Raw genomic sequence first — 26,297 nt, 5'->3', positions numbered from 1 at the left:
GCGTGCGGTGGCGCGGCGGAGGACGGTGGATCAGTTGCCGACGAGGCGGCGGATCAGCCGTACCGGAGTCTGTTCGTTGCCGACGCCGCTGGCCTTGCTGATCACCGGAAGGTTGTCGAAGGGTCCGCCGACCAGCCGGGCCACCGGACACAGCGGTTCGAGCTCCTGACCGGCCCGGAGACTGACCGGTTCGAGCCGGCGGAAGATCGCGCTGGTGGTGAGACCGCCGCTGGTGATCACGCCGAGGCAACGACTTCGGCCCTGCTGCGCGACCTCGAGGATGCGCCGGGTCGCCGCACCCAGCCCGTCCGCGACCGACCACCGGTCATCGTCGATCTGTTCGGACTCGTGCATGATCAGCACCCGATGCACGGAGAGCAGCTCGTCCAGGTGCTCTCCGGATGCCTCCATCAGTTCGGCGCTGGTGATCGTTACAGCATCCGATCCGTACGCCGTGGCGACCTGCGCGAGCTGGTCACTGTCCACCTCGGCCTGCACCGGGCTGACGAGCAGGACGAACCCGTCGGACTCGGTCGGCGGATAGAACCGGAGCCAGCCGCCGGTGCTCGCGGTCAGTAGTTCGACGCCGTCGTTCCGGAGCCGTTGCGCCACCGCGCTGACGGTTGCCAGGTGACCGTCCGTCGTACCGTCGAACACGAACCGCCGCTCGCCCGCCGCGCGGGCAGCCTGGATCACCGACAGGACGTGGTCCTCGCCCGCTGTCACTTCGTCGAGGCCGACCTGCCTGGAGGTCTGACCGCCGAACAGCCGGCGGGCGATGTCGACCTCCATCGCCGGGCTGTGCAGGGCGGGAATGACCATCCGGCCGTCGATACACACCCGGCCGCTCGACGGGTACGCACCGACCACCAAGACGGTCGGATCCGGCAGGTCCGCGCCGGTGATCAGCCCTTCCAGACACGGCCCGGGGGCGCCGCGCAGCTCGGTGTCGAAGCGGCATTCCATCGCGGTGACGCCGGTTGCCGCCAGCCACTGGGCCCATTCGCCGACTCGCCTCGGCAGGTCCCGGACGATGTTGTGCACGTTCATGTCCACGACGACCGCGTCCGTGCCGACCGGGCGGGCCGACGGGTCCTGGACGATGTCGACGCTCAGGCCGCGTTGCTGCAGCCGGCTGGCTACTGTCAGTGCGCCCTGCAGGTCTTCGGACAGGACGCCGAACCCGGGACGCGCCTGCCGTGCTTGGACTGTGTCCACGGGCCCGTCCCTTCGTCGATCGGAATGTGATCAGATGCTATGGATGGCGGTGTCCGGCGCGCATTCGACAACTGTCGAAGACGTTGCACCGGGGTTCGGGTCGACCATTGGCCCAGGCTACGTACCCCGTGCTGTCCTGAAGGAGGAACCGTGCAGTCGTCGATGCTTCAGCAGCTCGTCGAGGCCTTGAGCATGTCGCTGCAGGTTCCGGTCGAGCTCACCGACACCCGGCTGACCCCACTCGCCCGGTCCGATCTGGACGTACTGGCCGCGTCCCGGCGGATGCACGCCGTGTCGCCGCGGCACCTCGGGATCCGGTTCGACGCCACGCTGGAGCTGGCGCAGCCGATCGTCGTGCCCGAGGTCGAGGAGCTGGCCATCCCCGGGTTCGTGGTGATGCCACTGACAGACACCGGCCGGTTACACGGATTGCTCTGGCTCACCTGCGTGAACGGTCCGATGCCGGCGGGCATGATCCAGCACGCGGAACGGGTCGCGACGGCAACCTTCCAGGCGTACCAGCGGTCGGCCGAGCTGCTGAAACAAGGTGCGGCCCGGGAGGACGACCAGGCCTTCGAACCGTTGGGCGCCGATCTGCGGGTGATCCGGCGCGCGGTCGAGTCCCGGATCATCGCGGACACGCTGCACCACGACGAGAACTTCCTCGCGATCGGGATGGCCCTGCGGAACCTGCGAGCCAAGCCGGAGAGCCTGGATGATCATCACCGGGTGTTCGATGCGCTGCAGCGGTTGAAGGGCGCGTACCCGGCGCACCGGAGACTCGAGTTCTATCGCGATGATCGGGCGGTCCTGCTGGTGGCTCCGTACCGGAACGAGGACCTTGGTGCGGTGACGGAGAAGCTGTCGACGTTCGCGCGGGACATCATGTTCCGGCACGTACCGAAACGGCATGACACCGCATGGCTGGTGTCGGCCAGCGATCGCCGCTCCGGCGTACTGCACGCCGCCGAGGCCGTCTGGCAGGCCCAGCAGGCCCTCGCCCTCGGCGCCCGCCTCGGCTGGGCAAACCGCAGCGTCGACTGGCCGACCGTCTCCCACCTACGCGGCCTCTCAACCCTGCCCGTCCGCCAACTCCGCAGCCATTTCGTCTCCCCCGCTCTGCGCGCTTTCCTCACCGACCCCCAAATGGCCGAATTACGCTCCACCCTGGAAAGCTTCCTCCACCACGCCGGCAGCGTCCCCAAAGTAGCCGAAGAAAACTACCTCCACCGAGCCAGCGTCTACTACCGCCTGAAACGCATCGAATCCATCCTCGGCATAAACCTCTCCGACGGCACCAACCGCCTCGAAGTACACCTAGGCCTAACCGCCTGGACCATGCTCACCGACCACCAACAAACCGGCTGATCAACCTGGCGTCCGATTCGTTCAAGACGGGCGTGGTAGCTACCGCTCCGGCATGAGTAAACGGCGGGTGTGTCGGCCTCGGCGGCTAGCCGGAAGATTTCATCGCCAGCAACGCGGCCTGTGAAGGCTTCGGCGCTTTGTGGGACAGCACGCTCGACACCTGGCAGCAGGCGTGGTCACGCAAGCTCACCGGTGCGGGTAGGCCGATGACAGAGCTCGCCGAGGGACATCCGGGTTGCCGTTCGGCGGCTTCGTCCCCCGGGCGTGCCAGCGAGCCGCGGAGTTTGGTCAAGGTTCGGTGGCACCGCTGTTCGGAACACCAACACTCGTCCCAGGCGCCGAGCCGTATGCGCAGCCTGGAAAAAAGCCATCCGCGAAGGGCACGCCCCGCATAATCACCGGCCCACGTCACCCTGGGCCCGAATGCGAACACAATCGCCAACAAGTACATCCGTCGCTGCTACGGCGACGCCTACTACCCATTCGCCTGCCCCGACGCCCTCACAACCCCCGAACAACTCCAAACCCACCTAGCCGCTCTACAAGCCGCCGGCACGACCGACGTAATACTCTACCCAGCAGGCCCAAGCCCAATGTTCATCTCTGGGTGCGGATCATGGCACACCTGGGAAGCTGACGACAGTACCGTCCTTGAAGCTCCCCCTCCGAACCTGGTTCGTAGTGATCAGGCCTTCCCGCTGCATGACCTGGAGGGTGGCCCGCTTCACGTGGTTGCTCGCGAAAGGCGTAGCAACAATGACGTGCTCGATGATCTCCTCGATCGTTTCAGCCTTTCCGTTGAAGTGTTCGAGGAGATGCTTCCGCAGAGGGGTCGTGTCCACCTCCGCACCGAAAATGACGTCCATCCCGGCGAAGCGGTCACGAAAGCTGAAGTCGCCGGATGGCGCAATCTTCCACATGGCCTGCTTCATGCGATCCAGTCCGATCGATGCGCGGGTGCAGTAGTAGAGGTCGTACAACCGCTTCCCGCGATCGTCATACATCGCGAAGCTCTGAATGTAGGGGAAGTCGCAGACCGTGTGGAGCTGGTGTTTGTAGAGATCGTGGATGAACTGGCTCCGCTTGCTGCCATTCAGGCCTGCGGCTCCCTTGTAGTCTTCAGTTCCGAAGAGGTCGGTGAGTGCTTGGTCGATATTGCCTGCGCCACACCATCTCACCACGGTGTCATGGGCGAAGTAGACAAGCAGTTCGCCTTTGGGGTAGCTCGTCAGTCGCTGGATGACCGACATAGGCGTGTGCTTGATCCCTACTGGATCAACGAAGGCAAAGGTGGGCGCAAGCGTGGCCTCCCCAAGGCCGTCAAGCACCTCGGTGGTCAGGTCGACGAAATTGGTGTTGGTCACGCCGATTTTCATGTTCTTCGGCCAAGGCTGATTGGCGGCCTTCAGCTCGTCGAGGAGCGACTCAAGGTGCTCTGCGCACGCTTTGTCTTGTTCGTTGAATAGGAACAGGAACTCCGTGTCTGCCATCGGTTCGGCGTGGTTATGGGTAATCAGAGTCTTCAGAGCAATGATTGGGGACCCATCTTCACCACCGCTGTACCTGCCTGGGCCGGCGAACGCGTCGTAGTAAAGGAGTCGCCCATTTCGCTTAGAGAGGATCGGGAACCATGCACCGAGGTAAGACTGCAGCAGCTTGTGCTTAGCCTCGGTGTGCGGTGGTCGCTCCCGGAGTTCCAACGCTTTACCTTTGCCTGCCATACGGGTCCCCACCCTTTCGCCGTCCTAAGGAACTTAGGGTAGCGCTACGCAACCGCTGGCGCTGGCGCTCGCCGTGTCGGGCCTCTGGTGCATGACTCAAATAGCTTCAGCCCTGTGAATTTCTGGCTTTTCGCTCCACAGTTGGCCGTCGAGCTCGCGGCCTCCACTCTTCGCACGGAGCCCACCCCACTGCTTGAAGAAGAACGGGGTCCCGGTGTGCACGCACTGGTCCCGAATCTCGCGAACCCAGTCGGCCTCGAGAGGGCGGGCATTCGGTCCACTCTCACCACCGGCAATGACCCAGTCGACAGCTTCCAGAGGCAACGCCGGCAGCGGACCTAGGAGCGGCTCGCAGGACAGAAATCGAACTGCCGCCGGGGTAGAGGCGAGGTCGCTGATCCGCTCATAATGATCGGCTGACTCGACGCTCACACCCATCCAGACGTTCGATGGCCAAGAGAGCTTCGGTGCAATCCGCTTAAGTCGCAGACTCCGCTTGGTGAGTACTTGGTACGTGTGTTGAGGTGTCCGGCGCATCACTTCAAACACCTCTTGCACGAAGCTGGTGGGCACCTTGGCGTGAAATAGATCGCTCATGGAGTTGACGAAGACGAGACGCGGCCGACGCCAGCTGAGAGGGATGTGCAGAGCGCTGGAGTGAACGGCGACGCCGAAGCCTGGGCCACTCGTACGCGGGTCGCCATCGGTTTGATACTTCGCGGCACCCATCGCCTTCAAGCGTTTGGACAGCGCCAGCGCATAGCAGTTGTCGCAACCTGCCGATACTCGGTCGCAACCCGTGGTCGGATTCCAGGTCGCTTCGGTCCACTCAATGGCGCTCTTGTCCGACATACACTCACCTTAGCCATTCGAATGCATGTTCGAAAGCGGCAGTCGCCGTTCGCTTGCCTAATCTTTGCTGGCTCGAGATGACAGACTCTTCCGGGTTGTCTCGCAGCGTCGGATTCGGCGGCGCCGGACGGAACCCACATGGGACGGCGTCAGGTCTCGGGATCGGTGGCGTCCCATTCGTCCCAGCTGAAGGAGTCGGTGTCGTCGGTTGCTGTCGCTTGGACGAGGGTCCAGTTGACCCCCGTCGGTCGTTCACCTGTCCTCTGAAACTCGGCTGCGGCAGCCCGTGCCTCTGGGATGCTGATTGCGCTGGCGGCGTCCATCGTCGTGGGCACTGTGCCCAACTGGAACGATCCGTCGTCCGGGGTCTCGAGCGTGGCCGTCGAGTGGTATGCCTCGCCGCCGTCGCGCCTCTCGATGAAGCGCAGGGAACTGAAGTCTCGGCCGAGCCCGATCTGAAGTACGTCGTGTGCAGGAGTGGCAAGTTCGAGCCACGTTGGCACTGGCAATGAGGCGACCTTTTCGAGGAGAATTTCGAGTTCGTCTGCGGATGCCACCTGGACCGTCTCGTAGTCGTAGGTGGCTCTCAGGTCAGTCATGCCATCCCCTTTCCGTTGCCACGGTAGACCTTACGATCTCCTGGCCAGTACACGGTGAGTTTCGTGCCTTTCGGGAGCTGGTCTTCCAGCGTTTGATCACATCCCGCTTCGCCAGGACATGGCTTGTTGTTGAGGTATAGAGTCGCCTCCGTAGGCGCACCAGTACGCCTCAGCAGGGCAGCTGCGTGGCCTTCCACATGCTCGCGGGCGACTGCCAGTCCCACCCTCCAGCCCGTCAGGCCAGGCGCGCCGGCGCCCGGGCCACGCGTACCACTGACAAGGTGAGTCATCCCGCGACCGTCGGTCGACGTCAGAATTCCCCTGGTCGGTCCTTGGCCACCGACTCGCTCGGGAAGCCGTTTGAAGATGTGCTCGAAGTACGGCGCCGGCCCCGATTCCTCCTGAGCATCGCCGCCCTCACTTGCCCGAAGCCCTGACCGATTCGGGTCTGGCCGACCGATTGAGTCAGGCGCCGTGTCCGCTTCCGTCGTGACCAGCCGCTGCGCCCAGCCGAGTGCCTTCGGTGGCGCCATTGAGAGGAAGTGTGCCGCCGCATCACAGGCACGCGCCGCCTCGTCGAGTTGTGCTGCCGCTGTGGAGCCGTGATGCCCGGCCAATGTCCCGACGAGCGCCGCATTTTCGCGGCATCTGGCCGCCGTGCGTTGCAGGTGAGTCACCACCCGCGGGATCTGATCGAGAGCCTCTACCAGTCCCTGGGCGACCCGCTGCAGCTCCGAGGGCATGCCGCACGCCTAGATCTGATCGGCGTACCGAGCACATCCCGCGGCCGCGATCTCCAACGCGTTCGACGCCTGCTCGACCGCCCTGCCCGCCGCATCCAGAATCTCCGCAATGTCTCGATCAACTCCCGTCGCGGTCCCGGCGATGAGCGCCTGCACCTGCGCGGAATGCTGCGAGAACCTCATCTTGAACTGAGCGAGCCCACCCGCAGCCTGCTTGGCTTCCATCGAAATCTGGTGCAGCTGTTCCTTGAGGCGTTGTACGTCAGACACGCTCGCTCCCCGGCAGCATGATTCGAGCTCCGGTGTCTCGCTCGAACCGTCTCTTCACTGCTGCGGGTTCACCAATCAACCCGAACTGGCGCAGGTCGGGCGCCACCACCGCAGTCACCTCGTACCGGTTCACCGAGGCAACGAGTGCCTCGTACGCCGCTGGGGCTGTCTCGGCGTCCTCGATATAGATCGTCCCGAGTGTGAAACCCTCCAGCGCAGCGAACGCTCCGAGCTCGATCCTGGTCTCCCCTAGCTGCCGATCCGACAAGTACAGATCCCGCCGGAGGTAACCAAGAAGGAGCGGACGCGTGTAGTCGACCGGGCCGACCTCGACAACGCTTGTGAACATGCCGACAACGATCACGGAAAGCTGAACTATGCTGAACTGACTGTGAGTGCGGGTTTGCGCGCGTCCCGTGAGCGGGGAGGGAAAGCACAGGCGATGGCGACGTCGAATAGTCAGACAGGCATGCGGGGTTTCGTCACTCCAGGTTCCGAGATCGGCATCGTTTCAGGATTCGTCCTGAAGTTGATCCGGGGCTCCCTAACGCTCACCCAGACCGAACTTGCCGAACGCCTCGGCGTCGACATCAGTACCGTTCAAGGCTGGGAAACCGGCAAACGCTCCCTCACCGCTCTACGCACGGCAGACCTCCTGCGTCTCCGGACCCGCCTGATCACGCTCGGCGCGGCTCCGGCCGTGGTCGTCACCCTTCACGACGCAGTCGAAGCTGACGGCATCCTGTCGATCGCAATCTCTGCCGGCGGCCGATCAGTCGGCGCGGACATGAACCCACTCGGCGCCGCGGTCCATCGACGCAGCCTCATCAACATGATCACCTGGCCATTCACCGGCATCTCACCTGTTCCGTTTCGCGAACTCCCTCGAACTCCAGGTCGCGGCCCGGTCGCCAATCGACCGACGCTGGCCCACGCAGATCAGACGCGCTTCTTCGACCACTTGCTAGCCACCGTTCAATCCTCCGGCGCTGCCAATTCCCCAGTCCTGCGCCGTCAAGCGATGTACCTGCTTGGCTTCGACCAACGTGTGACCTCCACCCAGTGGCTGGCGCGCGAACACGAGCGCACGTTCAAGGTGGCCACCCCGAACTCAGACCTCCCGGGCGGAATCGCCGCCCGATCCGCCACCCTCGCCCTCGCTCGCCGAGGCGACAGCGATCCTCTCCACTACTTCATCAAGACGACGCTCAGCAGTGAACAACACGCCGCCGCGAACCTCGCGTACTGGGCCTACTGGCTCGGCGAGATCACGGACCTCTATGCCGACGACACCTACCTCGTCGCAGCCGCCGACGACCACAGCTGGTCCGGCAGCCGAGTCGCCGCCCACCTCCTGACGCACCTCGACAACCCCGTCCACAGCCCCATCAACATCAACAGCATGTGGACCCTCGTCCTGGCCAAACCCGATCTCCTCAAACGAGACGTCAACCTTCGTGCCCAGACTCAGAAGCGGGTCGAACAAGCGCTGGACGAGGGGTTCTCCGGTCAGGCAAGAGACGAGTTGATTAACCTGCGGTGTGCAGTGCAACTTGCTGATCGCTGACGAAGGGACACTCGTGGCCGAGGACATTGCTGACCAGGACGCCGCAGGCACCGTCGCCTTCGCGTATGAGATGGGAGTTCTCAAACGGCTTCGGCGCGCCGGGTGGTGGCATGCCGGCGTGCGTGATCCTGAGTCCGTCGCCGAGCACAGCCTGCGCGTGGCCCAGCTCGCGGCGCTGATTGCTGCTGAGGAAGGGGCGGATCCGGCCCGGGCCGCGTACCTGGGGATGTGGCATGACTCCCAGGAAACGCGCATCGGCGACATCCCGCACAGCGCCCGTCCCTATGTCGACGTAGTGTCCAACGAACGGATCACCGAGGAACAGATCGCAGGCCTGCCTGACGCTGCAGCCAAAACCATCCACGAGGCTGTCACCGAATACGAGTCTCAGGAGACTCTCGAGTCGCGGTGTGCCAAGGACGCCGATCGGCTCGAATGCCTGATGCAAGCTGTCGAGTACCGCGAAGCCGGCTACACCCGAGTCGACGGCTGGATCGAGTCATCGCGCGCCAAGATCCAAACCCCCTTCGGCCAAAGGCTCGCCGACGCCGCGCTGACGGTCTCGCCGCTCACCTGGCGCAATCGCTGAGCGTCAGATAGTCCGCGCGGCCGTGCGTGGAGCGGTCGCGAAGCAGGAGCTGAACCCCCGGGTGCTGCGGACGAACGGCAACGCTGCTCGGTTCAGTCACAGACGGCGCCCAGCTCGATCACCCACGCACCTGTCAGCGCGGCTGGGTGGAGGGGGCAGCTATGTCGCGTGCATGCGCCGGAGGCGCCAAAAGGCTGTCGCCGCCGGAGGCGGTGTCCGTTGGTCAGGCGAGGCCTTTGAGTAGTTGGCGGGCCATGACGATTCGTTGGACTTGGTTGGTGCCTTCGTAGATTTGGGTGATTTTGGCGTCTCGCATCATGCGTTCGACCGGGTAGTCGTGGGTGTAGCCGTAGCCGCCGAGGAGTTGGACGGCGTCGGTGGTGATGGACATGGCCGTGTCGGAGGCGAAGCATTTGGCGGCGGCGCCGAAGTAGGTGAGGTCCGGGTCGTTGCGTTCGGACTTGGCGGCGGCCGCGTACGTGAGTTGGCGGGCTGCTTCGAGTTTCATGCCCATGTCCGCGAGCATGAACTGCAGACCCTGGAATTCGGAGATCGCCTTGCCGAACTGCTTGCGTTCCTGGACGTAACCGAGGGCGTAGTCCAGAGCGCCCTGGGCGATGCCGAGGGCCTGGGCGGCGATGGTCACGCGGGTGTGGTCGAGGGTTTGCATCGCGGTCGCGAAGCCGGTGCCCTCGGCGCCGATCAGCCGGCCGGCCGGGAGGCGGACGTTGTCGAAGTACACCTCGCGGGTCGGCGAACCCTTGATGCCGAGCTTCTTCTCCGGCGCGCCGAACGACACCCCGGCGTCGGACTTCTCCACCACGAAGGCGGAGATGCCGCGGGACCGGGCGTCCGGGTCGGTGACCGCGAAGACCGTGTAGAAGTCGCTGACGCCGGCGTTGGTGATCCACCGCTTCACGCCGTTCAGCACGTACTCGTCGCCGTCGGCCACCGCGCGGGTCTTCATCGACGCGGCGTCCGAACCGGCTTCCGGCTCGGACAGGCAGTACGAGAACATCGCGTCGCCCGCGGCCACCGGCGGGAGGTACCGCTGCTTGACCTCGTCCGACGCGGCCAGCAGCAAGGGGAGTGAGCCGAGCTTGTTCACGGCCGGGATCAGCGAGCTCGACGCGCAGGCGCGGGCGACCTCCTCGATCACGATCACCGTCGCGAGCGCGTCCGCGCCGGCGCCGCCGTACTGCTCCGGGATGTGCGGCGCGTGGAAGTCGGCGGCCTTCAGCGCGTCGTACGACGCGTTCGGGAACTCGGCCTGCTCGTCCACGTCCCCGGCGTGCGGGGCGACCTTCGCGTCACAGACGTCGCGGACGGCCGCCCGGATCGCCTGGTGCTCTTCGGGCAGCGCGTACAGCTCGAATGAGTTACTCACGAGTCACACAGTACGACGAACTTCACCGCGATGGGGTGCGTCGTACGCCGAAAGTGAGCAACCGGACATGAGCCGGTCACCGAGTGATAACCACGATGGGTAGAGTCCCGGCCATGAGTGAAGCGACGTCCCGACCGCTCCGGATCGCCGTGATCGGCACCAACTACCTCGGCGCGAACACCGCGGCGGGGATGGCCGAGTTCGGTTTCGACGTGATCGGGGTCGAGATCGACGAGCACCGGCTGAAGCTGCTGAACGACGGCAAGGCCCCGCTGTACGAACCCGGGCTGGACCCACTGCTGAAGAAACACGTGGATTCCGGCCGGCTGCGGTTCACCAAGGACTACACCGAGATCGCGGACTGGGCGGACGTGCATTTCGTCTGCGTGGGGACGCCGCAGCTCGAGGGCAGCGAGGCCGCCGACCTGTCCCAGGTGCATTCGGTGGTTGACATGCTCGCCCCGCTGCTGACCAAGCCGGTGCTGGTGGTCGGCCGGTCGACGGTCCCGGTCGGTACGTCCACGATCGTCGAGCAGCGCTTCCACACCGAGGCCCCGGCCGGTACGGCGGTGGAGATCGCCTGGCAGCCGGAATTCCTCCGCGAGGCGCACGGTGTCGAGGACACGCTGCACCCGGACCGCCTGGTCTTCGGGGTGCAGTCGGCACAAGCCGAGGCCCGGTTGCGCGAGGTGTTCGCGACCCCGATCGGCGAGGGTACGCCGGTGGTGGTCTGCAACCTGCCCACCGCCGAGCTGGTCAAGGGCGGCGCGAACGCCTTCCTGGCCACGAAGATCTCGTTCATCAACGCGCTCGCCGAGATGGCCGACGCGACCGGCGCGGACGTCACCCAGCTGGCCGAGGCCCTCGGGTACGACAAGCGCATCGGCCGCGGCGCTTTGAACGCCGGACCCGGGTACGGGGGTGGCTGCCTGCCGAAGGATCTGCGCGCGTTCATGCACCGCGCCGGTGAGCTCGGTGTCGAAGAGGTGATCACGCTGCTCCGCGAGGTCGACGACATCAACCAGCACCGCCGCGCCGGAATCGTGGACCTGACCCACGAAATGCTCGGCGGCGAATGGTCCGGCAAGAACGTCACCGTCCTCGGTGCCGCCTTCAAGGCCGGTACGGACGACGTCCGCGACTCGCCCGCCCTGGATGTGGCCGGCCGAATCCACCTGCACGGCGCGAACGTCACCGTGTACGACCCGGAGGCGATGGAGAACGCGCGCCGCGTCCGCCCAACCCTGCGGTACGCGGCGAGTGCCCTGGAGGCCTGCCGGGACGCGCACGCCGTGCTGCACCTGACCGAGTGGCCGGAGTTCCTCGAGCTCGACCCGAACACGCTGAAGGATGTCGTCGCCGCGCCGGTGGTCGTCGACGCCCGGCTCACGCTGGACGCGGCCACCTGGCGCGCGGCCGGCTGGACCTACCGCGCCCCGGGCAAGCCGTAGCCCCCAGCCGTAAACAGGTCAGGAAACCGTCGCCGACCGCAACACCGGACGGGTCAGGACGACGAAACCGGTGAGTGCCGACGCCACCGAAATGGCCAGGCACACACCGGTGATCCCGACGCTGCCCACATCGGACAGGCTGCCGAGGATCGGGTTCATCACCACCAGCGCGAGGCTCTGACACAGCACCACGATCGACTGCAGCCGGGACTGGAACTCACGCTCCACCGAGTTCATCAGCAGCGGCAGTACGTGACCGGTGAACGTACCGACCCCGATCCCGCTCAGTACGCCGGCCGCGAACGTGAGCGGCAGCGGATCGAAGACCGAGAGACCGAACAGGCCGACCGCCGCCACCAGCAGACCGACGGCGGCGAAGATGCCCGGCCGCGGAAACGCGCCGCGCATCAGGATCCGCAACGCGATCACGCCAACACCCAGGCTGCGGCTCGCGACCAGCAGACCGGCGGTCGAGGCGCTCCAACCGTGCGAACGGGCGAGCAGCGGGAACAGCAGCGCGTCCAACGGCATCAGCAGACCGGCCGCGACCGTCATCGTGATCAGCAGCGCCCGGGTCAACGGACGCCCGAAGGCGACCTGAATCCCGGCGACGATCGACCGGATCATCCCGGTCGGCATCCGCCCGGGCGGCGCGATCGTCTTCCGCAGCAGGATCAGGACCACGATCATCGCGGCGAAAGTCAGCGCATCGAACCCGGCCGCAGCAGCCAGACCGGACCACGCCACCAGTACGCCGCCGACCGCCGTGCCGCTGACAGCGAAGACAACCCCGGTGACCTGGAAACTCGCGAGCGCCCGCGGCACCTGCTCCGGCGGCACGAGCAGCCGCGGCATCGACCGCGACGACGGCAGAAAGAACGCGTCGATCACACCCACGACCAGCGCGAGTACGAGCAACAGCGCCACTGGTTCGCCGATCGCCAGCGTGGTGGGAACGAGTGCCGCGGTCACCGCGAACATCGCCGCACAGCTCGCCATCAGCACCCGCGGCGCGCCGAACCGGTCGCCAACGGCGCCGCCGACCAGCAGCAGCGCTGCCCGGGGCGCGGCGGCGAGCAGGAGCACCAAACCGGCCACCCGGCCGCCGTGCTGACTCGCCGACCAGCCGATCCCGAACGTCATGGTCAGGTCGCCGAGAAGCGACACCGCCGCGCCGAACAACCAGATCCAGTAGCGGACCGGTATGCGCTGCGTATCCGGATCAGTGGGCGGAGTCACGATCGACGACCTTAGACGACAACCAATGGGATCTCACGACTACCCGCCCCCGTCCTGTGGAAACCCGAGCCGCGCTCAGCCTTTACGCAGCTCTGCCGCGCCGTCACGCACCGTGCTGCCCTTGCCGCGCGCCAGCTCGGCCAGGGATTCCTGGAAAGCGATCATCCGGTCCCGGAGACCGTCGTCGGAGGCCGCCAGGATCCGGACCGCGAGCAGGCCCGCGTTCCGAGCGTTCCCGATCGAGACGGTCGCAACCGGAACTCCGGCCGGCATCTGCACGATCGAGAGCAGCGAGTCCATTCCATCGAGGTACTTCAGCGCCACCGGTACCCCGATCACCGGCAGCGGAGTCACCGAGGCGAGCATCCCGGGCAGGTGCGCGGCGCCGCCGGCCCCGGCGATCAGTACCTTCAGGCCGCGCTCGTGCGCTGACCGTCCGTAGTCGATCATCTCGGTCGGCATCCGGTGCGCGGAGATCACATCTGCCTCAAAGGGCACGTCGAACTCGGTACACACCTCGGCCGCGGCCTTCATCGTCGGCCAGTCCGAGTCCGACCCCATCATGATGCCAATCATCAGCAGTCCCTATTCGTCGATCGTGCCGGTCAGGTACGCGGCCGCGTGCCGGGCGCGTTCGCGGGTTTCGTCCAGATCGTCGCCGTACGCGGTGACGTGGCCGACCTTGCGCCCCGGCTTCACCGACTTCCCGTAGAAGTGCACCTTCAGCTCCGGATCGCGCGCCAGGCAGTGCAGCAGCCCCCGGTGCATGTCCTCGACATCGCCACCGAGCACGTTCACCATCACCGTGTACGGAGCCCGCGCGGCCGGCGAACCGAGTGGAAGGTCGAGCACCGCGCGCAGATGGTTCTCGAACTGGGAGGTGACCGCGCCGTCGATCGACCAGTGCCCGGTGTTGTGCGGACGCATCGCCAGCTCGTTCACCAGCAGCCGGCCGTCGCGCGCCTCGAACATCTCGACCGCGAGGATGCCGACCACGCCGAGCTCACCGGCGATCCGCAGTGCGGTCTGCTGCGCTCGCGCGGCTCGCTCCGGCGCGAGGCCGGGGGCCGGGGCGGTGACCTCGACGCAGATGCCGTCGCGCTGGACCGATTCGACGATCGGGTACGCGACCGCCTGCCCGTGCGGTGAGCGGGCCACGATCGCGGACAGCTCGCGGACGAAGTCGACCTTCTCCTCGGCCAGGATCGGTACGCCGGACCCGAACGCCGTCGCTACGGCCGCGTCGTCCGGTCCGTCGACGAACCAGACGCCCTTGCCGTCGTACCCGCCGCGGGTGGTCTTCAGGATGATCGGGAACCCGCCGACCCGCTTGGCGAAGTCCGCGACATCGGCCGGCGTCTCGACCACCTGATGGGCCGGGGACGGCGCGTCGAAGCTGTCCAGCCGGGCCCGCATCACGGCCTTGTCCTGAGCGTGCACGAGCGCGTCCGGACCGGGCCGGACGGCGATCCCGTCCGCCTCGAGCGCGTGCAGCAGGTCCGTCGGTACGTGCTCGTGGTCGAACGTGACCACATCGCACTCGGCCGCGAACCGCCGTACCGTCTCCGGGTCCTTGTAGTCGCCGACGGGCGCGTCCGCGACCGCCTGGGCGGCAGACACCGCGGGGCCTTCGGCGAGCACCCGGAGCTGGATGCCGAGCGCAACGGCCGTTTCCTGGGTCATCCGGGCCAGCTGACCCCCACCCACCATGCCGACCACGGGCGTACCTACGGGCAGGTCATCTCGATCGAACTTCACAACCGGGAGCCTAATGTCCATACATCATGCGCTTGACGGCGGCTACCGCGGCGCGCGGGGGATTTCGGGGTAGGACCTGTCGCCGGGTACCGTGGGAGGCTGACCCCGTTGTGGCTGTCCGATCACAGAAAGTCCCGAACCCCGTTGAAGCTCGTCACCACGCTGTACCGCCAGTTCCAGCACCTGGTGCACGAAGTGGCCAAGTTCGGACTCGTCGGACTGCTCGGTCTGGTCGTCGACCTGCCGATCTACAACTGGCTGGTGTTCAACAACCCGCTGGTGCTCGCCGACTCCGGCGAGGGCATGCTGCACCACAAACCGCTGACCGCGAAGCTGATCTCGACGACCGTGGCCACCGTCGCGACGTACTTCGGCAACCGGTACTGGACGTGGCGGCATCGTGAGCGCAGCGGCCTCCGCCGGGAGTACGTGCTGTTCTTCGTACTGAACGGGATCGGGCTGCTGATCGCGGCCGGCTGTCTGGCCTTCTCGCGGTACGTGCTGGACCTGCACACCTGGCTGTCCGACAACATCGCGGCGAACTTCGTCGGTCTCGGACTCGGGACGTTGTTCCGCTTCTGGTCGTACCGGAAGTTCGTCTTCCGCGAGGAGATAGCGCTCGACGAGGTCGAACACACGCCGGCACCGGATTCGCCGGCCGAGCTCGACCCGGACACCGGGGACCTGCCGACCGTCCGCTGATTTCCAGCGCTGATTCCCGGCGCTGATTCACGCGCTGATTCACGGGCGCCACCGCCGCATGTGAGGATGCGGAGGTGAGTGAGATCGAGATCCGTACCGCGAACGCGGGCGATTACGAGACTTTCCGGACCGTGTTCGCCGCGGCGATGATGTTCGAGCCGTCCTTCGACGAACTCTCGGCCGAGTTGTTCGAGCCGGAGCGCGCGCTGGTGGCGACCGACGACGGCAAGGTCATCGGTACGACACGGGTGCTGACGCGGGACCTGTCCGTCCCCGGCGCGGTGGTTGACGCCGCGCACGTGACCAGTGTCGGCGTACTGCCGACGCATCGGCGGCGCGGCGTGATGTCCGGGCTGATCGGGCGGCAGCTGCGCGAAGTACCCGAGCCGATCGCGGTGCTGTGGGCCAGCGAGCCGGCCATCTACGGGCGATTCGGGTACGCGACCGCGTCCTGGAAGGTCGGCTACGAGGCCGACCTGCATCGTGTTGGCCCGACCAACGATCGGCTGCGGCCCGGTGAGCTCGGCGAGCTGACCACCGAGGACGCGCTCAAGGAGCTGCCGCCGATCCTGCGCCGGCTGCAGGAGCAGCGGCCGGGTGTGTCCAGCCGGACCGAGCTGGCCTGGCGGAAGCACCTCGAGGACAAGCCCGAGGACCGCCACGGCTGGAACGCCCTCCGCGTCCTCGTGCACCGCGACGAGAGCGGCACCATCGACGGGTACGCGCTCTGGCGCGGCAAGATGAACTGGACCCAGACCGGCCCGTCGAACGAGCTCCTGCTGGAAGAGCTCGCCGCGCCGGAACCGGCCGCGTACAAGGCGATCTGGCAGTACCTGCTGACGATGGACCTGAGCGGCAAGCTCAGCTACAGCTTCGCGAGCGTCGACGAGGCGCTGGTGCACCTGGTGGCCACTCCTACCGCGTTGGATCGGCGGCTGGGCGAGGGGTTGTGGCTGCGCGTCACCGATGTACCGCGGGCGTTGAGCCAGCGCCGGTACTCCGTACCGCTCGATGTGGTTCTCGACGTGACCGATGACCTGATCGCGGCGAACACCGGGCGGTTCCGGCTGACTGCTGATGGTGGATCGGTGACTTGCGAGCGTACGGAGGACGCGGCCGATCTGAGTTTGACGGTGACCGAGCTTGGCGCGACGTACTTGGGCGCCCGGTCACTGGCCGAGTTCGTGGCGACCGGGCGAGTGGTGGAGCACACGCCGGGCGCTCTCAACCAGACGAGCGCGGCCTTCCGCTGGGCGCTCGCCCCAGTCAGTTTGGAGATCTTCTGACCGTCAGCGGCGGCGGTCGTCCTCGTCGGAGCTGAAGATTGTTTCGCCGTCGTCCGGCCGGGGCCGTTGTTGCTGGGCCTGGTCCGGGCGGCGGCGCATGTGCTCCGGCGGCTCCTCGTCGTCCAGGATGCCGTCGCCCATCTTGCCGTCGGGGCCGCCGAAGAGCAGGTCGGACATCTGCAGGTGGACGTGCTCGACATGCGGCACGTCCGGCAGCACCACCTGGCCGCGCTCGCCGGCGGACTCGATGTGCAGGGTGCCGCAGCCGAGGATGCGGTCGATCAGGCCGTGCTCGTACGAGACGTCGTTGACGCGCATCAGCGGGATGTCGCGCCCGGTCCGGGTCAGGATGCCGTGCCGGGTGATCAGCCGCCGGTTCGTCACGGTGTACGTGGAGAAGTACCAGTTCAGCACCGGCTTCAGCGCGAACGCCGCGAGCAGCACCACCCCGACCGCGAGGATCGCGATCCGGGCCGGCGTCTGCAACGAGCCCGATGGCACGATCGCGGCCAGGAACCCACCCGCGCCGGCCACCACCAGCAGCAGGAAGACCGGCCCGATCAGCGCCTTCCAGTGCGTCCGGGTGCTGACGACCACGTACTCGTCCTCACCCAACAACTTCGCCGAGATCGCCATACCCCCAGTCTCACAGGTGCCGGGTTCGGTTGTCCTGTCCCGACACCAACGCGTCGGAAGAGGTTTAACTCTTCACAAAATGCATACAGTAAGCCAAGATGCGCGAAGGGTTACCAGCCGATGGGAGCGCCGTCTTGCCGATACTCGACCGCGAGCACACCGTCGCGCCGCCGGGCTACAGTCGCTGGCTGATCCCGCCGGCCGCGCTGGCCGTACACCTCTGCATCGGGCAGGCGTATGCGACCAGCGTCTACAAGACCTCGATGGTCAAGCACTTCGGCAGCAGTCAGACCGCGGTCGGGGTGGTGTTCAGCATCGCGATCGTGATGCTCGGCCTGTCCGCCGCGATCGGCGGCACCTGGGTCGAGCGCAACGGCCCCCGCAAGGCGATGTTCGTCGCCGCCTGCTTCTGGTCGGCCGGGTTCCTGGTCGGTGCCCTCGGCATCGGTACCGGTCAGCTCTGGCTCGTCTACCTCGGGTACGGCGTGATCGGCGGGATCGGCCTCGGCATCGGGTACATCTCCCCCGTTTCCACGCTGATCAAGTGGTTCCCGGACCGCCCCGGACTCGCGACCGGGTTGGCGATCATGGGTTTCGGCGGCGGCGCGCTCGTCGCCAGCCCGCTGTCGCGGCAACTCCTTGGGTTGTACGACTCCGGGTACGACCCGAACGTGAGTACGTCGGTCGCGGGCGACAATGCCCTGGTCGGGCTGTTCCTCACCTTGGGCATCGGCTACTTCGCGATCATGATGTTCGGCGTCTTCACCATTCGCGTACCGGCCGACGGCTGGGCACCGGACGGTTTCGACTCGGCCGCCGTCCGGCAGAAGACCCTCGTCACCAGCGCGAACGTGTCCGCGGCGAACGCGATCAAGACACCGCAGTTCTGGCTGCTGTGGATCGTCCTGTTCTGCAACGTGACCGCGGGCATCGGCATCCTCGAACAGGCCAGCCCGATGATCCAGGACTTCTTCCGCGGCGCGGACGGGACCTCGAGCGTCGCGGTCGCGGCGGCGGCCGGCTTCGTCGGGCTGCTGTCGATCTTCAACATGGGCGGCCGGTTCGGCTGGTCGTCGACCTCGGACGTGATCGGCCGGAAGCCGATCTACGCGCTGTACCTGGGCATCGGCATCATCGCGTACACCTTGCTCGCCACCGTCGGGCAGACGAGTACGGCGGTGTTCGTCCTGCTGGCGGCGGTGATCATCTCGTTCTACGGCGGCGGATTCGCGACCGCGCCCGCGTACCTGCGGGATCTCTTCGGTACGTATCAGGTCGGCGCGATCCACGGCCGGCTGCTGACCGCGTGGTCGGCGGCCGGGATCGCCGGGCCGCTGATCGTGAACGGATTCCTCGACCGGGAGGGCAAACCAGGCACGTTGACCGCGGCGGCGTACCGGCCGGCGCTGTTCACGATGGTCGGCGTACTGGCGGTGGGGTTCGTCGCCAACCTGCTGATCCGCGCGGTCGCCGGCCGCTTCCACGAACAACCCGCGACCGCGACGGAGGCAGCACGATGAACCAGACGCCACGCCTGGTGATCTCCTGGCTCCTGGTCGCCGTACTGCTCGGCTACGGGATCGTCGAAACCCTGATCACCGCGGTGAAGCTGTTCACCGCGTAGTGCGCAGGTGCGTCACGTCCCCGGCGGCGAGCTGGTGTACGCCGTCGCGGGTGTCGACGATCAGCCGGCCGTCATCGGCCAGGTCACGGGCAGTGCCGGTCAGGAACGTACCGTCCGGAAGCTCGACGCGGACCGGCCGGCCGAGGGTCGCGGACAGCTCGCGGTACTCGGGCAGGAGCACGGCCGGATCACCGTTCGCCTCGACCCACGACTGGTAGCGAGTGGCGAGTTGCCGAAGCACAGCCGCCAGTACGGTCGCGCGGTCGGTGGTGGCCGCGTTCTCCAACGCGAGTGAAGTCGCGGCCTCGTGCGGCTTCTCCGACTCGCGGAGCGTGACGTTGAGACCGATACCGACCACGGCCGCGGGTCCTTCGACGCGTTCGAGCAGGATGCCGGCCAGCTTGCGGTTCTCGACCAATACGTCGTTCGGCCACTTCACCTGTGCTGGGATCTCCCCGACCTCGCGGACAGCCGCAGCAACAGCCAGGGGCACCAGCAGGCCCAGCCACGGCCAGCGGGACGCGTCTACCGCAGTGGGGCGCAGTAGAACCGACATGAGCACAGCTGACTGCGGCGGGGTCGTCCACGTCCGTCCTAGTCGGCCACGACCGGACGACTGGTACTCCGCAGTGACTACAAGCCCCTCCGGCTGGCCGGACGCCGCTGCGGCTGCTACTACCGCATTGGTCGAAGGTGTCTCGGCCAGTACATCGATCTGCGTCCACAGCGAACCAGGACGCACCAACCGGCCCCGCAGGAACTTCTCGTCCAGCGGGGGCCGGTCCAGGTCGTTGAACATCAGCCGGTGTTCTGGAGGCCGGCCGCAACACCCGAGACGGTCAGCAGCAGTAACCGTCGAGTGCGGATGACCTGCTCCTCGTCCAGTGAGTCATCGGTACGCAGCGTCCGGAGCGCACGCAGTTGCAGGTAGCTCAGTGCATCCACGTACGGGTTGCGCAGCTCGACTGCACGGCCCAGTACACGCCGCCCCTGCAGCAGCCGCTCCTGGTCAAGCACCTTCAGCACCCACTCAGTAGTGAGTGCATGCTCGTCCAGCATCTGCTGCGTCAACTCAGGCCGGTCACCCAGCTCGAGGTAGCGGCCGAGGATGCGCCGGTCCGTCTTGGCCAGAGACATCTCCGCGTTCTCCAGCATCACCTGGAAGAGCGGCCAGTTCTGGTTCGCCTCCTGCAGCAGCGGCACGTCTCCAACCGCGGAGAGCGCTGTGCCCAGCCCGTACCAGCCTGGAGCGTTCACACGCGCCTGCGACCAGGCAAAGACCCACGGGATCGCCCGCAGGTCCTCCAGCGACGACACCGCCACACCACGCCGGGCCGGACGTGAACCGAGTGGCAGCTGGCCCAGCTCCTCCAGCGGAGTCACCGTGCTGAACCACTCCGCGAACCCGTCCGCCTTCACCAACCGGTGGTAGGCCGTCCGCGCAGCCTCGTCGAGCGTCTTCTCCATCACCGCGAACCGCTCCGCGGCCACAGTGGCCCGCTCCTCGATCGCAGGGGTCGACGCCAGCAGTGTCGCCGCAGTGACCTGCTCGATGTGCCGCTGCGCGATCGGAGCATTCCCGTACCGAGCCGGGATCGCTTCACCCTGTTCAGTGAGCTTGAACCGGCCCGCAACGGAACCAGGAGCCTGCGCGAGTACGGCGCGGTTGGCCGGACCGCCGCCACGGCCCAGTGCACCACCACGACCATGGAACAGCGTCAGCCGGATGGCATTGCGCTGCGCCCAGGCAGTGATCCGCGCCTGCGCGTCGTACAGCGCCAGCGTCGCCGACACCGGTCCGACGTCCTTGGCGGAGTCGGAGTAGCCCAGCATGACCTCGAAGCGCCGGTCGTTCGCAGTCAGCCGGTGGCGTACGCGGGTGAGCTGGATCGCGTTGTCCAGCACCTCCACCGAGTTCTGCAGGTCTTCACCGGTTTCGAACAGCGGTACGACGTCCAGCTCGATCGCACGGCCGTCAAGCGCGGCGTCGGCCAACTCGTACACAGCTGCGAGGTCACCGGCGTTGCGGGTGAACGACACGACGTACCGACGGCACGCCTCCGGGCCGAAGCGCTGCTGGATCTGCGCGATCACCCGCAGCGTCGCCAGCACCTCTTCGGTCTGGTCGGACAGCTCGCCGCCGCCCAGCACCTCCTCCAGCGCCTTGGCGTGGACGGATGAGTGCTGGCGGATCTCCAGCTCGGCCAGGTGGAAGCCGAACGAGTTCACCTGCCAGATGAGCTGCTGCAGCTCGCCGTACGCCTGGCGGGGTGCACCTGCAGTCACCAGGGAGTCCTGCAGCACCTTCAGCTCGTGCAGGAAGTCAGCAGAGCGCGGATAGCCGAAGTCCGCGTCGCGGGACCGGGTGGCAGCCAGCCGGCGTGCTGCGAGCAGCAGGAGTTGCCGGTGCGGCTCGGAGGGCGAACGGGACTCGATGTCCGCGATCAGCTCCGGGTTCACCGCGCGGGCGTCCTCCAGCATGCGACGGACCGGCGCGGACGGCGGCGTGGTCGCGGCATCCAGCGTCAGCGAACGACCGAGCGCCTCAGTGGCCCGCTCCAGCGCCCGGAGCACGTGGTCGGCCTGGATCTGCATGGCCTCGCGGGTGATCGCGGCGGTCACATTCGGGTTGCCGTCGCGGTCACCACCGATCCACGACCCCAGATGGACGAACGGGGCCACCACCGGCGTACGCGTCCCGGCCGCGTCTCCGGCGAGCGCATCATCGAGCCGCCGGTACACGTTGCCGACGACATCGAACAGGGTCTCCTCGAAGACCGCCATCGCCGACCGGACCTCGTCCAGTGGAGTCGGGCGGCTGGTGCGGAGCTGGGACGTACGCCAGAGGACATCGACCTGCTCGACCAGACGGCGCCGGTTCTCGGCCAGGTCGCTGTCACCGGCCCGCGGGTCGTGCCGCTCGTCCAGCAAGGACGAGATGCGGCGGATCGTCGCCAGTACGGCACGGCGGCGTGCTTCGGTCGGATGCGCGGTCAGCACCGGGCGGAACTCCAGGCCGTTCAGCAACGCCCGGGCCTGCTGCTCGCCGCTCTCCTTGGCGATCTGCTCGACCGCCTGGGCCAGCTCCGACACCACCGCCTCGCTGCCGGCCCGGTCACGCTCACGCAGCACGCGGGCGCGGTGCAGCTCCTCGCTGAGGTTCGTCAGATGGAAATAGCAGGTGAAGGCCCGGGCAACGTCCTCGGCACGCTCGTGCGGCCAGGAGGCAACCAGCGCCTCGGCCGCGGCGCCGTCTCCGGCGATGGTCAGCTCACGCAACTTCTCGACGTCGTCGAGCAGCGGCTGACCGGCGTACTCGACCAGAACTTTGCCGAGGATCTCGCCGAGCAGGCGGACGTCGGCCCTGAGTTCCTCAGGCACCTCGAACCGCGCGCGGGTACGGGTCTCACTTCCGGTCTCGCTCACGTTCGCCCACCCTATCGGCGGACGCCCGTCGCCGCCGCAGCGTCCATCCACTGGAAGCCGATCGTGACCGATCGCTCAGCCATCTCCCAGTTTCGGGCACTGTGCGTAACCGAGCGTCCCGGCGGCCGGCACTTCGGGGGCCCTGGTCAGCACTGGACGGCGGGTTGGTCAGCACTTGACGCTGCGTTCGTCAGTACTTGACGCTGCGTTCGTCAGTACTTGACAAAGGCACGGCCGCAGGGGAAATTCCTACGGGTCTGGTGGGAAAGCTGCCGCGGGGGTGGTCGATGACCGAACGAGGCAGTGCCGGCTGGCTGGAGTCCGAGGGTGTCGCCGCCCTGGACGCGAGTGAGCTGTCCCGACTGGTCGACCGGACGTCGGAGCGGGAGCTTCGGCATCGACTCATCGGGGGAGTACGAGAGGTCGCGTTGCGCGAGATCTTTCGCCGGATGCCGGAGTACCTCCGACCCGCCCGGGCCGCCGGATTCGAAGCTGTCATCAGCTGGCAGATCACCGGCGCGGGCGGGGCCGGCCGGCCCGAAGCCGTCACCGAGTACTGCCTGCACATCCACGACGGCCACTGCACCCTGAAACCACCCGGCGGCGCCGCGGACATCTCGATCCGCACCGACCCCACCACACTGCTACGCGTCGTCACCGGCAACGAGGACCCGATCACCGCCGTCCTCAAACAACACCTCACCGTCCAAGGCGACCTAACCCGAGCCGCCCGCCTAACCAAACTCTTCGCCGCCGGCCCCACCTAACCGCCCAACCTGCCCGCCGAGCCCCGCCCCCCACCTGACCGCTGCCCGCCTGACGAGTGCCGGGCTCGCCTGATGACCGCCGGGCGTGCACAGACGACCACTGGACCTGCGTGACGGGGCCTGGTGGTCAGCGGTCTCGGTCGGGGCGCTTCGGGGTGGAGGTGGTTCGATCCGCAGCCGGGGCGGCCGAACCAGCCGTGCCCTTCGAGCCGCCGGCCGGACCGGCCGGTCGTGCACCCGGCGGGGCGTGCGCCGGATCGTGCCCCGGGGCGAACCTGGTCAACTCACTGTCAACCGCCGCCGGTGCCCCTCTCGCCCCCGGCGCCGCACCAGCACCAGACGCGCCTCCCGCGGCAGACGCAACACTGTGCTCCGTCGGCGCGGGGTTCCCAGGCACGAACCAGTCTTCGGACTCGAGCTGATCCGCCGGCGCCGCTCCCGCACCAGATGCGCTTCCCGCGACACCCTGCTCCGTCGGCGCGGGGTTCTCGGGCACGAACCAGTCCTCGGACTCAAGCTGATCCGCCTTCGTGAGCTGGTCGGCGGTTGTGAGCTGGTCCGCCGTCGTGAGCTGGTCGGCGGGCGTGAGTTGGTTGGTGGGGGTTACGCCTTCTTCGGTCTGGAGTTGGGCTTGTTCGGCCAGGCGTTGTTCGGCGGCGCGTTCTTCGGCGGCTGCTTGCTCGGCCAGGGCGGCTTGCTCGGCGGCGCGGACTTCCTCGACGTGGGTCTCGATGATCTGGTGCGCGAGGCGGCCGGCCTGGTGACCGTACAGGAACGGATCATTGACCGAACGATCGTGAACATACGTCTGCTCACCCGCCGCCCACCGATCCAGCTCCTCCGGCAGCGCGTCGAACCTCTGGTCGATCGCCGCCGCGACCTGCCCGGCGATGCGGAACCGCTCCGCCGGCCGGACCCGGGACTCGGCCACCAGCGCGTCGGCCACCATCTGCCCCATCCGGACCCGATCCTGCCCGGTCATCTGCCGCAACGTCTCACCGTCCGGCCGCCGCATCGCGACGTCGATCGCGCTCGCGAACCCGCGCGCCGCCGGTGCCAGCCGCTGATCCGGTGCCGGCGCCTCCCGCACCTGCCGCGCCAACTCAGCCGGCAGCGACCGATCGACGATCTTCGCGTAGTTGTCCTCCGCGAACGCCTGACCGACCGCCTGGTCGATCACCGTGTACTGCGGCGCGATCTGCCGCGCGGCTGCCTCGTGCGCGGAGCTGTAGCCGTCCGGCACCGCCATCCGCGCGTGCGAAGCAGCCAGCACCTGCAACGCTTCCCGCGCACTCACCACCTGCCCCGCAGTCAGCACCGGCTCCTCGGTCACCACCTGCTCCGCAGTCAGCACCGGCTCCTCGGTCACCACCTGCTCCGCAGTCACCGCCTGCTCCGCGGTCACCGCCTGCTCCGCGGTCAGCACCGGCTTCTCAGTCAGCGCCTGCTCCCCAGTCAGCGCCTGCTCCTCGGTCGCCGCCTGCTTCTCGGTCAGTACCCGCGCCCCAGCCGGCGCCTGCTCGTCAATCAGCGCCTGCTCCGCGGTCAGCGCCTGCTCGGCGGTCAGCAACTGCTCCCCAGTCAGCGCTTGCTCCGCGGTCAGCGGCGGCTCCGAAGCGCTCTTCAGCAGTGCGTCCAGGGACATGATCTGGGTCGCAGTCAGGCGGACCGTGGCGTCAGGTGCTTGGCCGAGCTCGATCTGGATGTTGCGGCCGTTCCACCGCGTCGCCGGCGCCTCGGAAAGCTCGCCGACAACCTCCCCGATCTGCCGGGACAGCGCGTCGATCGACTCCGGCCGCGGCACTTCCGGCCAGCCGAATTCGTCGAGGTTCCGGTACAGGTCCGCCATCGCTTCGGTGCCGAGGCGGCTCGCATTGGTGATCGCGTACGCGCCAAGGTTCGCCGCGGCCCGCCTGGACCGCCAGGCGGCCACCGCGCCCGTACCCGGCTGCGGCCGTTCGGCGCGCTCGAAGTGCAGCTCGATTTCGTACGCGACGCCCTCGACGAGATCGTCCCGCTCCCGGGCCGGAAGCGCCTGGAACTCGGCCCGTGGTTCGAGCAGCATCCGCGCGGCGGCCGGTGCGACCGCGTCCCGGCCGGCCGCGACCAGGTCCCGCAGTACTTCGCGCTCACTGCCTTCGGTCCGCGCGATGATCGACAGGGCGACCGCCCGCGCGGCCAGTACGTCACCGTCGAGCTGTCGCGGCTCGAACCGGCCGAGGTGCGCCGCGTTTCCTTCCGGCAGCAACTGCTCCATCAGTCGCGGCATCGCGGACTCGGCGTACGCGCGGCTGATCCCGGCTTCGAACCGGTACCGGCCCCTGTCGTAGATGTCACCGGCCGGGCGCTCCCGGGCCACGAGTACACCGGCACAAGCCGCGACCGTTTCCGTCAGCGCCGCCCGAAGCGCCGGACGCATATCCACCTGCCCCGGGCCGGGGGTCAGCCGATCCGGTCGGTCCAAGTTGTCCGCGAGCAGTTGCAGGACCTGCGCGTTGGTCTTGGTCACCCGCCCTGCGATCTGGTCGCCAACCGCGAGCGACCTGGTGCCGGTGTCGGCCACCACGAGCTCGTTGATCCTCTGCACCAACTCACTGACCCGCACATCCGCCACCCCCGCAACCTACCGCCACCGAGGGTTGCCAACCGGCAATCGCCGACCGGTCGGCTACCCCGTCCGGGGTGGCGGATCGGTTGCTACCCCGCCGGGGTGGCGGATCGGTTGCTACCCCGCCGGGGGTTGCGGATCGGTTGGCTACCCGCGCCGGGGCTGCGGAGCAGTCAGCTACCCGCGCCGGGGCTGCGGAGCAGTCGGCTACCGCTGGGGGTGCGTCCCTGCCGGGTGCGGCAGGCGGGGTGTTGGGTGCCCCAAACCGGTTTGGAGTAGCGGGTGGAGCTGTCGGCTATGGCCGCCAGGGCCGCGGAGCAGTCGGCTGCCGCCGGGGGTTACCCCTGCCGGTTTCGTCAAGCGGGGTGTTGGGTGCCCCAAACCGGTTTGGGGTGGTTGCCTACGTAGAGCGGGGAGGGTTGTGCTCCTGCAATGGGCAGTTCGGCGCCCCAAACCGGTTTGGGAGGGGTAACAGGTGGAGCTGTC

At 67.4% G+C, this 26,297-nt stretch carries 24 protein-coding genes; 9 read left to right on the top strand and 15 right to left on the bottom strand.

Translation table 11 applies throughout. From position 1 onward, the window contains the following. Positions 1-30: 30 nt before the first annotated feature. Complete coding sequence (locus ABD260_RS27850; protein WP_344238038.1) at positions 31-1,218, bottom strand: four-carbon acid sugar kinase family protein; 1,188 nt, start codon at positions 1,216-1,218, stop codon at positions 31-33. A gap of 150 nt (positions 1,219-1,368) precedes the next feature. Here ABD260_RS27850 and ABD260_RS27845 point away from each other — a divergent pair, with 150 nt between their 5' ends. Then, positions 1,369-2,586: a PucR family transcriptional regulator gene (locus ABD260_RS27845; protein WP_344238036.1), complete on the top strand. Its 1,218-nt coding sequence runs from the start codon at positions 1,369-1,371 to the stop codon at positions 2,584-2,586. Positions 2,587-3,200: 614 nt separating this feature from the next. Here the strand turns inward: ABD260_RS27845 and ABD260_RS27840 are convergent. The 6 genes from ABD260_RS27840 to ABD260_RS27820 form a co-directional block, all read right to left on the bottom strand. Continuing rightward, positions 3,201-4,307, bottom strand: coding sequence for a three-Cys-motif partner protein TcmP (locus ABD260_RS27840; protein WP_344238034.1), 1,107 nt, complete (start codon positions 4,305-4,307; stop codon positions 3,201-3,203). Positions 4,308-4,403: 96 nt separating this feature from the next. Next, positions 4,404-5,159, bottom strand: a complete 756-nt coding sequence (locus ABD260_RS27835; protein WP_344238032.1) for a DUF5131 family protein — start codon at positions 5,157-5,159, stop codon at positions 4,404-4,406. 149 nt (positions 5,160-5,308) lie between these two features. Next, complete coding sequence (locus ABD260_RS27830) at positions 5,309-5,758, bottom strand: Imm1 family immunity protein (protein ID WP_344238030.1); 450 nt, start codon at positions 5,756-5,758, stop codon at positions 5,309-5,311. Next, positions 5,755-6,291 (bottom strand): DddA-like double-stranded DNA deaminase toxin, encoded by a 537-nt coding sequence (locus ABD260_RS37655; RefSeq protein WP_425553404.1) that lies wholly within the window; start codon positions 6,289-6,291, stop codon positions 5,755-5,757. Before ABD260_RS37655 ends, ABD260_RS27830 begins: the two co-directional genes overlap by 4 nt. Before the next feature lie 219 nt (positions 6,292-6,510). After that, complete coding sequence (locus ABD260_RS27825; protein ID WP_344238028.1) at positions 6,511-6,771, bottom strand: hypothetical protein; 261 nt, start codon at positions 6,769-6,771, stop codon at positions 6,511-6,513. Then, positions 6,764-7,120 (bottom strand): hypothetical protein, encoded by a 357-nt coding sequence (locus ABD260_RS27820; RefSeq protein WP_344238026.1) that lies wholly within the window; start codon positions 7,118-7,120, stop codon positions 6,764-6,766. Before ABD260_RS27820 ends, ABD260_RS27825 begins: the two co-directional genes overlap by 8 nt. 93 nt (positions 7,121-7,213) lie before the next feature. On the opposite strand from ABD260_RS27820, the gene ABD260_RS27815 reads away from it, so the two are divergent. After that, complete coding sequence (locus tag ABD260_RS27815) at positions 7,214-8,338, top strand: helix-turn-helix domain-containing protein (protein ID WP_344238024.1); 1,125 nt, start codon at positions 7,214-7,216, stop codon at positions 8,336-8,338. A gap of 13 nt (positions 8,339-8,351) precedes the next feature. Beyond that, positions 8,352-8,927, top strand: a complete 576-nt coding sequence (locus ABD260_RS27810) for an HD domain-containing protein (RefSeq protein WP_344238022.1) — start codon at positions 8,352-8,354, stop codon at positions 8,925-8,927. 223 nt (positions 8,928-9,150) lie between these two features. On the opposite strand, the gene ABD260_RS27805 is transcribed toward ABD260_RS27810, so the two are convergent. Continuing rightward, entirely contained in the window at positions 9,151-10,314 is a 1,164-nt protein-coding gene (locus ABD260_RS27805; protein ID WP_344238020.1) for an acyl-CoA dehydrogenase family protein, read from the bottom strand. Between the two features lie 113 nt (positions 10,315-10,427). On the opposite strand from ABD260_RS27805, the gene ABD260_RS27800 reads away from it, so the two are divergent. After that, positions 10,428-11,765 carry a UDP-glucose dehydrogenase family protein gene (locus tag ABD260_RS27800; RefSeq protein ID WP_344238018.1) on the top strand — a complete coding sequence of 446 codons (1,338 nt, stop codon included), beginning with the start codon at positions 10,428-10,430 and terminating at the stop codon, positions 11,763-11,765. A gap of 18 nt (positions 11,766-11,783) precedes the next feature. Here ABD260_RS27800 and ABD260_RS27795 read toward each other — a convergent pair whose 3' ends face one another. From ABD260_RS27795 to ABD260_RS27785, 3 genes are all read right to left on the bottom strand, one after another. Next, positions 11,784-13,004 (bottom strand): MFS transporter, encoded by a 1,221-nt coding sequence (locus ABD260_RS27795; protein WP_344238016.1) that lies wholly within the window; start codon positions 13,002-13,004, stop codon positions 11,784-11,786. A 75-nt stretch (positions 13,005-13,079) separates the two neighbouring features. Next, positions 13,080-13,580, bottom strand: a complete 501-nt coding sequence (gene purE / locus ABD260_RS27790) for a 5-(carboxyamino)imidazole ribonucleotide mutase (protein ID WP_344238014.1) — start codon at positions 13,578-13,580, stop codon at positions 13,080-13,082. A gap of 9 nt (positions 13,581-13,589) precedes the next feature. Next, a complete protein-coding gene (locus ABD260_RS27785) occupies positions 13,590-14,783 on the bottom strand; it encodes a 5-(carboxyamino)imidazole ribonucleotide synthase (RefSeq protein ID WP_344238012.1) in 1,194 nt (397 codons plus the stop codon). Positions 14,784-14,906: 123 nt separating this feature from the next. Here ABD260_RS27785 and ABD260_RS27780 point away from each other — a divergent pair, with 123 nt between their 5' ends. Together ABD260_RS27780 and ABD260_RS27775 are read left to right on the top strand one after the other, a co-directional pair. Continuing rightward, the gene (locus tag ABD260_RS27780) at positions 14,907-15,464 is read left to right on the top strand and encodes a GtrA family protein (protein WP_184836428.1); all 558 of its coding nucleotides are present in this window, start codon (positions 14,907-14,909) and stop codon (positions 15,462-15,464) included. Between the two features lie 74 nt (positions 15,465-15,538). Continuing rightward, positions 15,539-16,750, top strand: a complete 1,212-nt coding sequence (locus ABD260_RS27775; protein ID WP_344238010.1) for a GNAT family N-acetyltransferase — start codon at positions 15,539-15,541, stop codon at positions 16,748-16,750. 3 nt (positions 16,751-16,753) lie between these two features. Here the strand turns inward: ABD260_RS27775 and ABD260_RS27770 are convergent, their stop codons facing one another. Then, positions 16,754-17,386, bottom strand: coding sequence for a PH domain-containing protein (locus ABD260_RS27770; RefSeq protein ID WP_344238008.1), 633 nt, complete (start codon positions 17,384-17,386; stop codon positions 16,754-16,756). A gap of 134 nt (positions 17,387-17,520) precedes the next feature. Here ABD260_RS27770 and ABD260_RS27765 point away from each other — a divergent pair, with 134 nt between their 5' ends. Both ABD260_RS27765 and ABD260_RS37650 read left to right on the top strand, forming a co-directional pair. Continuing rightward, positions 17,521-18,906, top strand: coding sequence for an OFA family MFS transporter (locus tag ABD260_RS27765; RefSeq protein WP_344238006.1), 1,386 nt, complete (start codon positions 17,521-17,523; stop codon positions 18,904-18,906). After that, positions 18,903-19,010, top strand: coding sequence for an MFS transporter small subunit (locus ABD260_RS37650; RefSeq protein WP_425553403.1), 108 nt, complete (start codon positions 18,903-18,905; stop codon positions 19,008-19,010). The genes ABD260_RS27765 and ABD260_RS37650 overlap by 4 nt, the downstream gene beginning before the upstream one ends. Here ABD260_RS37650 and ABD260_RS27760 read toward each other — a convergent pair. Together ABD260_RS27760 and ABD260_RS27755 are read right to left on the bottom strand one after the other, a co-directional pair. Next, complete coding sequence (locus tag ABD260_RS27760) at positions 19,000-19,809, bottom strand: biotin--[acetyl-CoA-carboxylase] ligase (protein WP_344238004.1); 810 nt, start codon at positions 19,807-19,809, stop codon at positions 19,000-19,002. The genes ABD260_RS37650 and ABD260_RS27760 overlap by 11 nt on opposite strands. Next, positions 19,809-22,436 carry a phosphoenolpyruvate carboxylase gene (locus ABD260_RS27755; protein WP_344238002.1) on the bottom strand — a complete coding sequence of 876 codons (2,628 nt, stop codon included), beginning with the start codon at positions 22,434-22,436 and terminating at the stop codon, positions 19,809-19,811. The genes ABD260_RS27760 and ABD260_RS27755 overlap by 1 nt, the downstream gene beginning before the upstream one ends. Before the next feature lie 287 nt (positions 22,437-22,723). Between ABD260_RS27755 and ABD260_RS27750 the strand changes: the two genes are divergently transcribed. Then, positions 22,724-23,203, top strand: coding sequence for an SCP2 sterol-binding domain-containing protein (locus tag ABD260_RS27750; RefSeq protein WP_344238000.1), 480 nt, complete (start codon positions 22,724-22,726; stop codon positions 23,201-23,203). Positions 23,204-23,330: 127 nt separating this feature from the next. On the opposite strand, the gene ABD260_RS27745 is transcribed toward ABD260_RS27750, so the two are convergent. Further along, a complete protein-coding gene (locus ABD260_RS27745; protein ID WP_344237998.1) occupies positions 23,331-25,817 on the bottom strand; it encodes a hypothetical protein in 2,487 nt (828 codons plus the stop codon). Positions 25,818-26,297: the final 480 nt, after the last annotated feature.

The organism is Kribbella hippodromi, from assembly GCF_039531045.1.
In the GTDB taxonomy this organism is placed as follows: Bacteria; Actinomycetota; Actinomycetes; order Propionibacteriales; family Kribbellaceae; genus Kribbella; species Kribbella hippodromi.
Note: the sequence above shows the minus strand (reverse complement) of the source record. Positions and strands in the feature narration are given on the sequence as shown.

Excerpts from the sequence above, each read along its gene's own strand:
- ABD260_RS27815 (WP_344238024.1), top strand. The coding sequence starts at position 7,214 with ATGGCGACGTCGAATAGTCAGACAGGCATGCGGGGTTTCGTCACTCCA.
- ABD260_RS27750 (WP_344238000.1), top strand. The coding sequence starts at position 22,724 with ATGACCGAACGAGGCAGTGCCGGCTGGCTGGAGTCCGAGGGTGTCGCC.
- ABD260_RS27800 (WP_344238018.1), top strand. The coding sequence starts at position 10,428 with ATGAGTGAAGCGACGTCCCGACCGCTCCGGATCGCCGTGATCGGCACC.
- ABD260_RS27760 (WP_344238004.1), bottom strand. The coding sequence starts at position 19,809 with ATGTTCAACGACCTGGACCGGCCCCCGCTGGACGAGAAGTTCCTGCGG.
- ABD260_RS27835 (WP_344238032.1), bottom strand. The coding sequence starts at position 5,159 with ATGTCGGACAAGAGCGCCATTGAGTGGACCGAAGCGACCTGGAATCCG.
- ABD260_RS37655 (WP_425553404.1), bottom strand. The coding sequence starts at position 6,291 with ATGGCGCCACCGAAGGCACTCGGCTGGGCGCAGCGGCTGGTCACGACG.
- ABD260_RS27840 (WP_344238034.1), bottom strand. The coding sequence starts at position 4,307 with ATGGCAGGCAAAGGTAAAGCGTTGGAACTCCGGGAGCGACCACCGCAC.
- ABD260_RS27820 (WP_344238026.1), bottom strand. The coding sequence starts at position 7,120 with ATGTTCACAAGCGTTGTCGAGGTCGGCCCGGTCGACTACACGCGTCCG.
- ABD260_RS27770 (WP_344238008.1), bottom strand. The coding sequence starts at position 17,386 with ATGGCGATCTCGGCGAAGTTGTTGGGTGAGGACGAGTACGTGGTCGTC.
- ABD260_RS27785 (WP_344238012.1), bottom strand. The coding sequence starts at position 14,783 with ATGGACATTAGGCTCCCGGTTGTGAAGTTCGATCGAGATGACCTGCCC.
- purE (WP_344238014.1), bottom strand. The coding sequence starts at position 13,580 with ATGATTGGCATCATGATGGGGTCGGACTCGGACTGGCCGACGATGAAG.
- ABD260_RS37650 (WP_425553403.1), top strand. The coding sequence starts at position 18,903 with ATGAACCAGACGCCACGCCTGGTGATCTCCTGGCTCCTGGTCGCCGTA.
- ABD260_RS27830 (WP_344238030.1), bottom strand. The coding sequence starts at position 5,758 with ATGACTGACCTGAGAGCCACCTACGACTACGAGACGGTCCAGGTGGCA.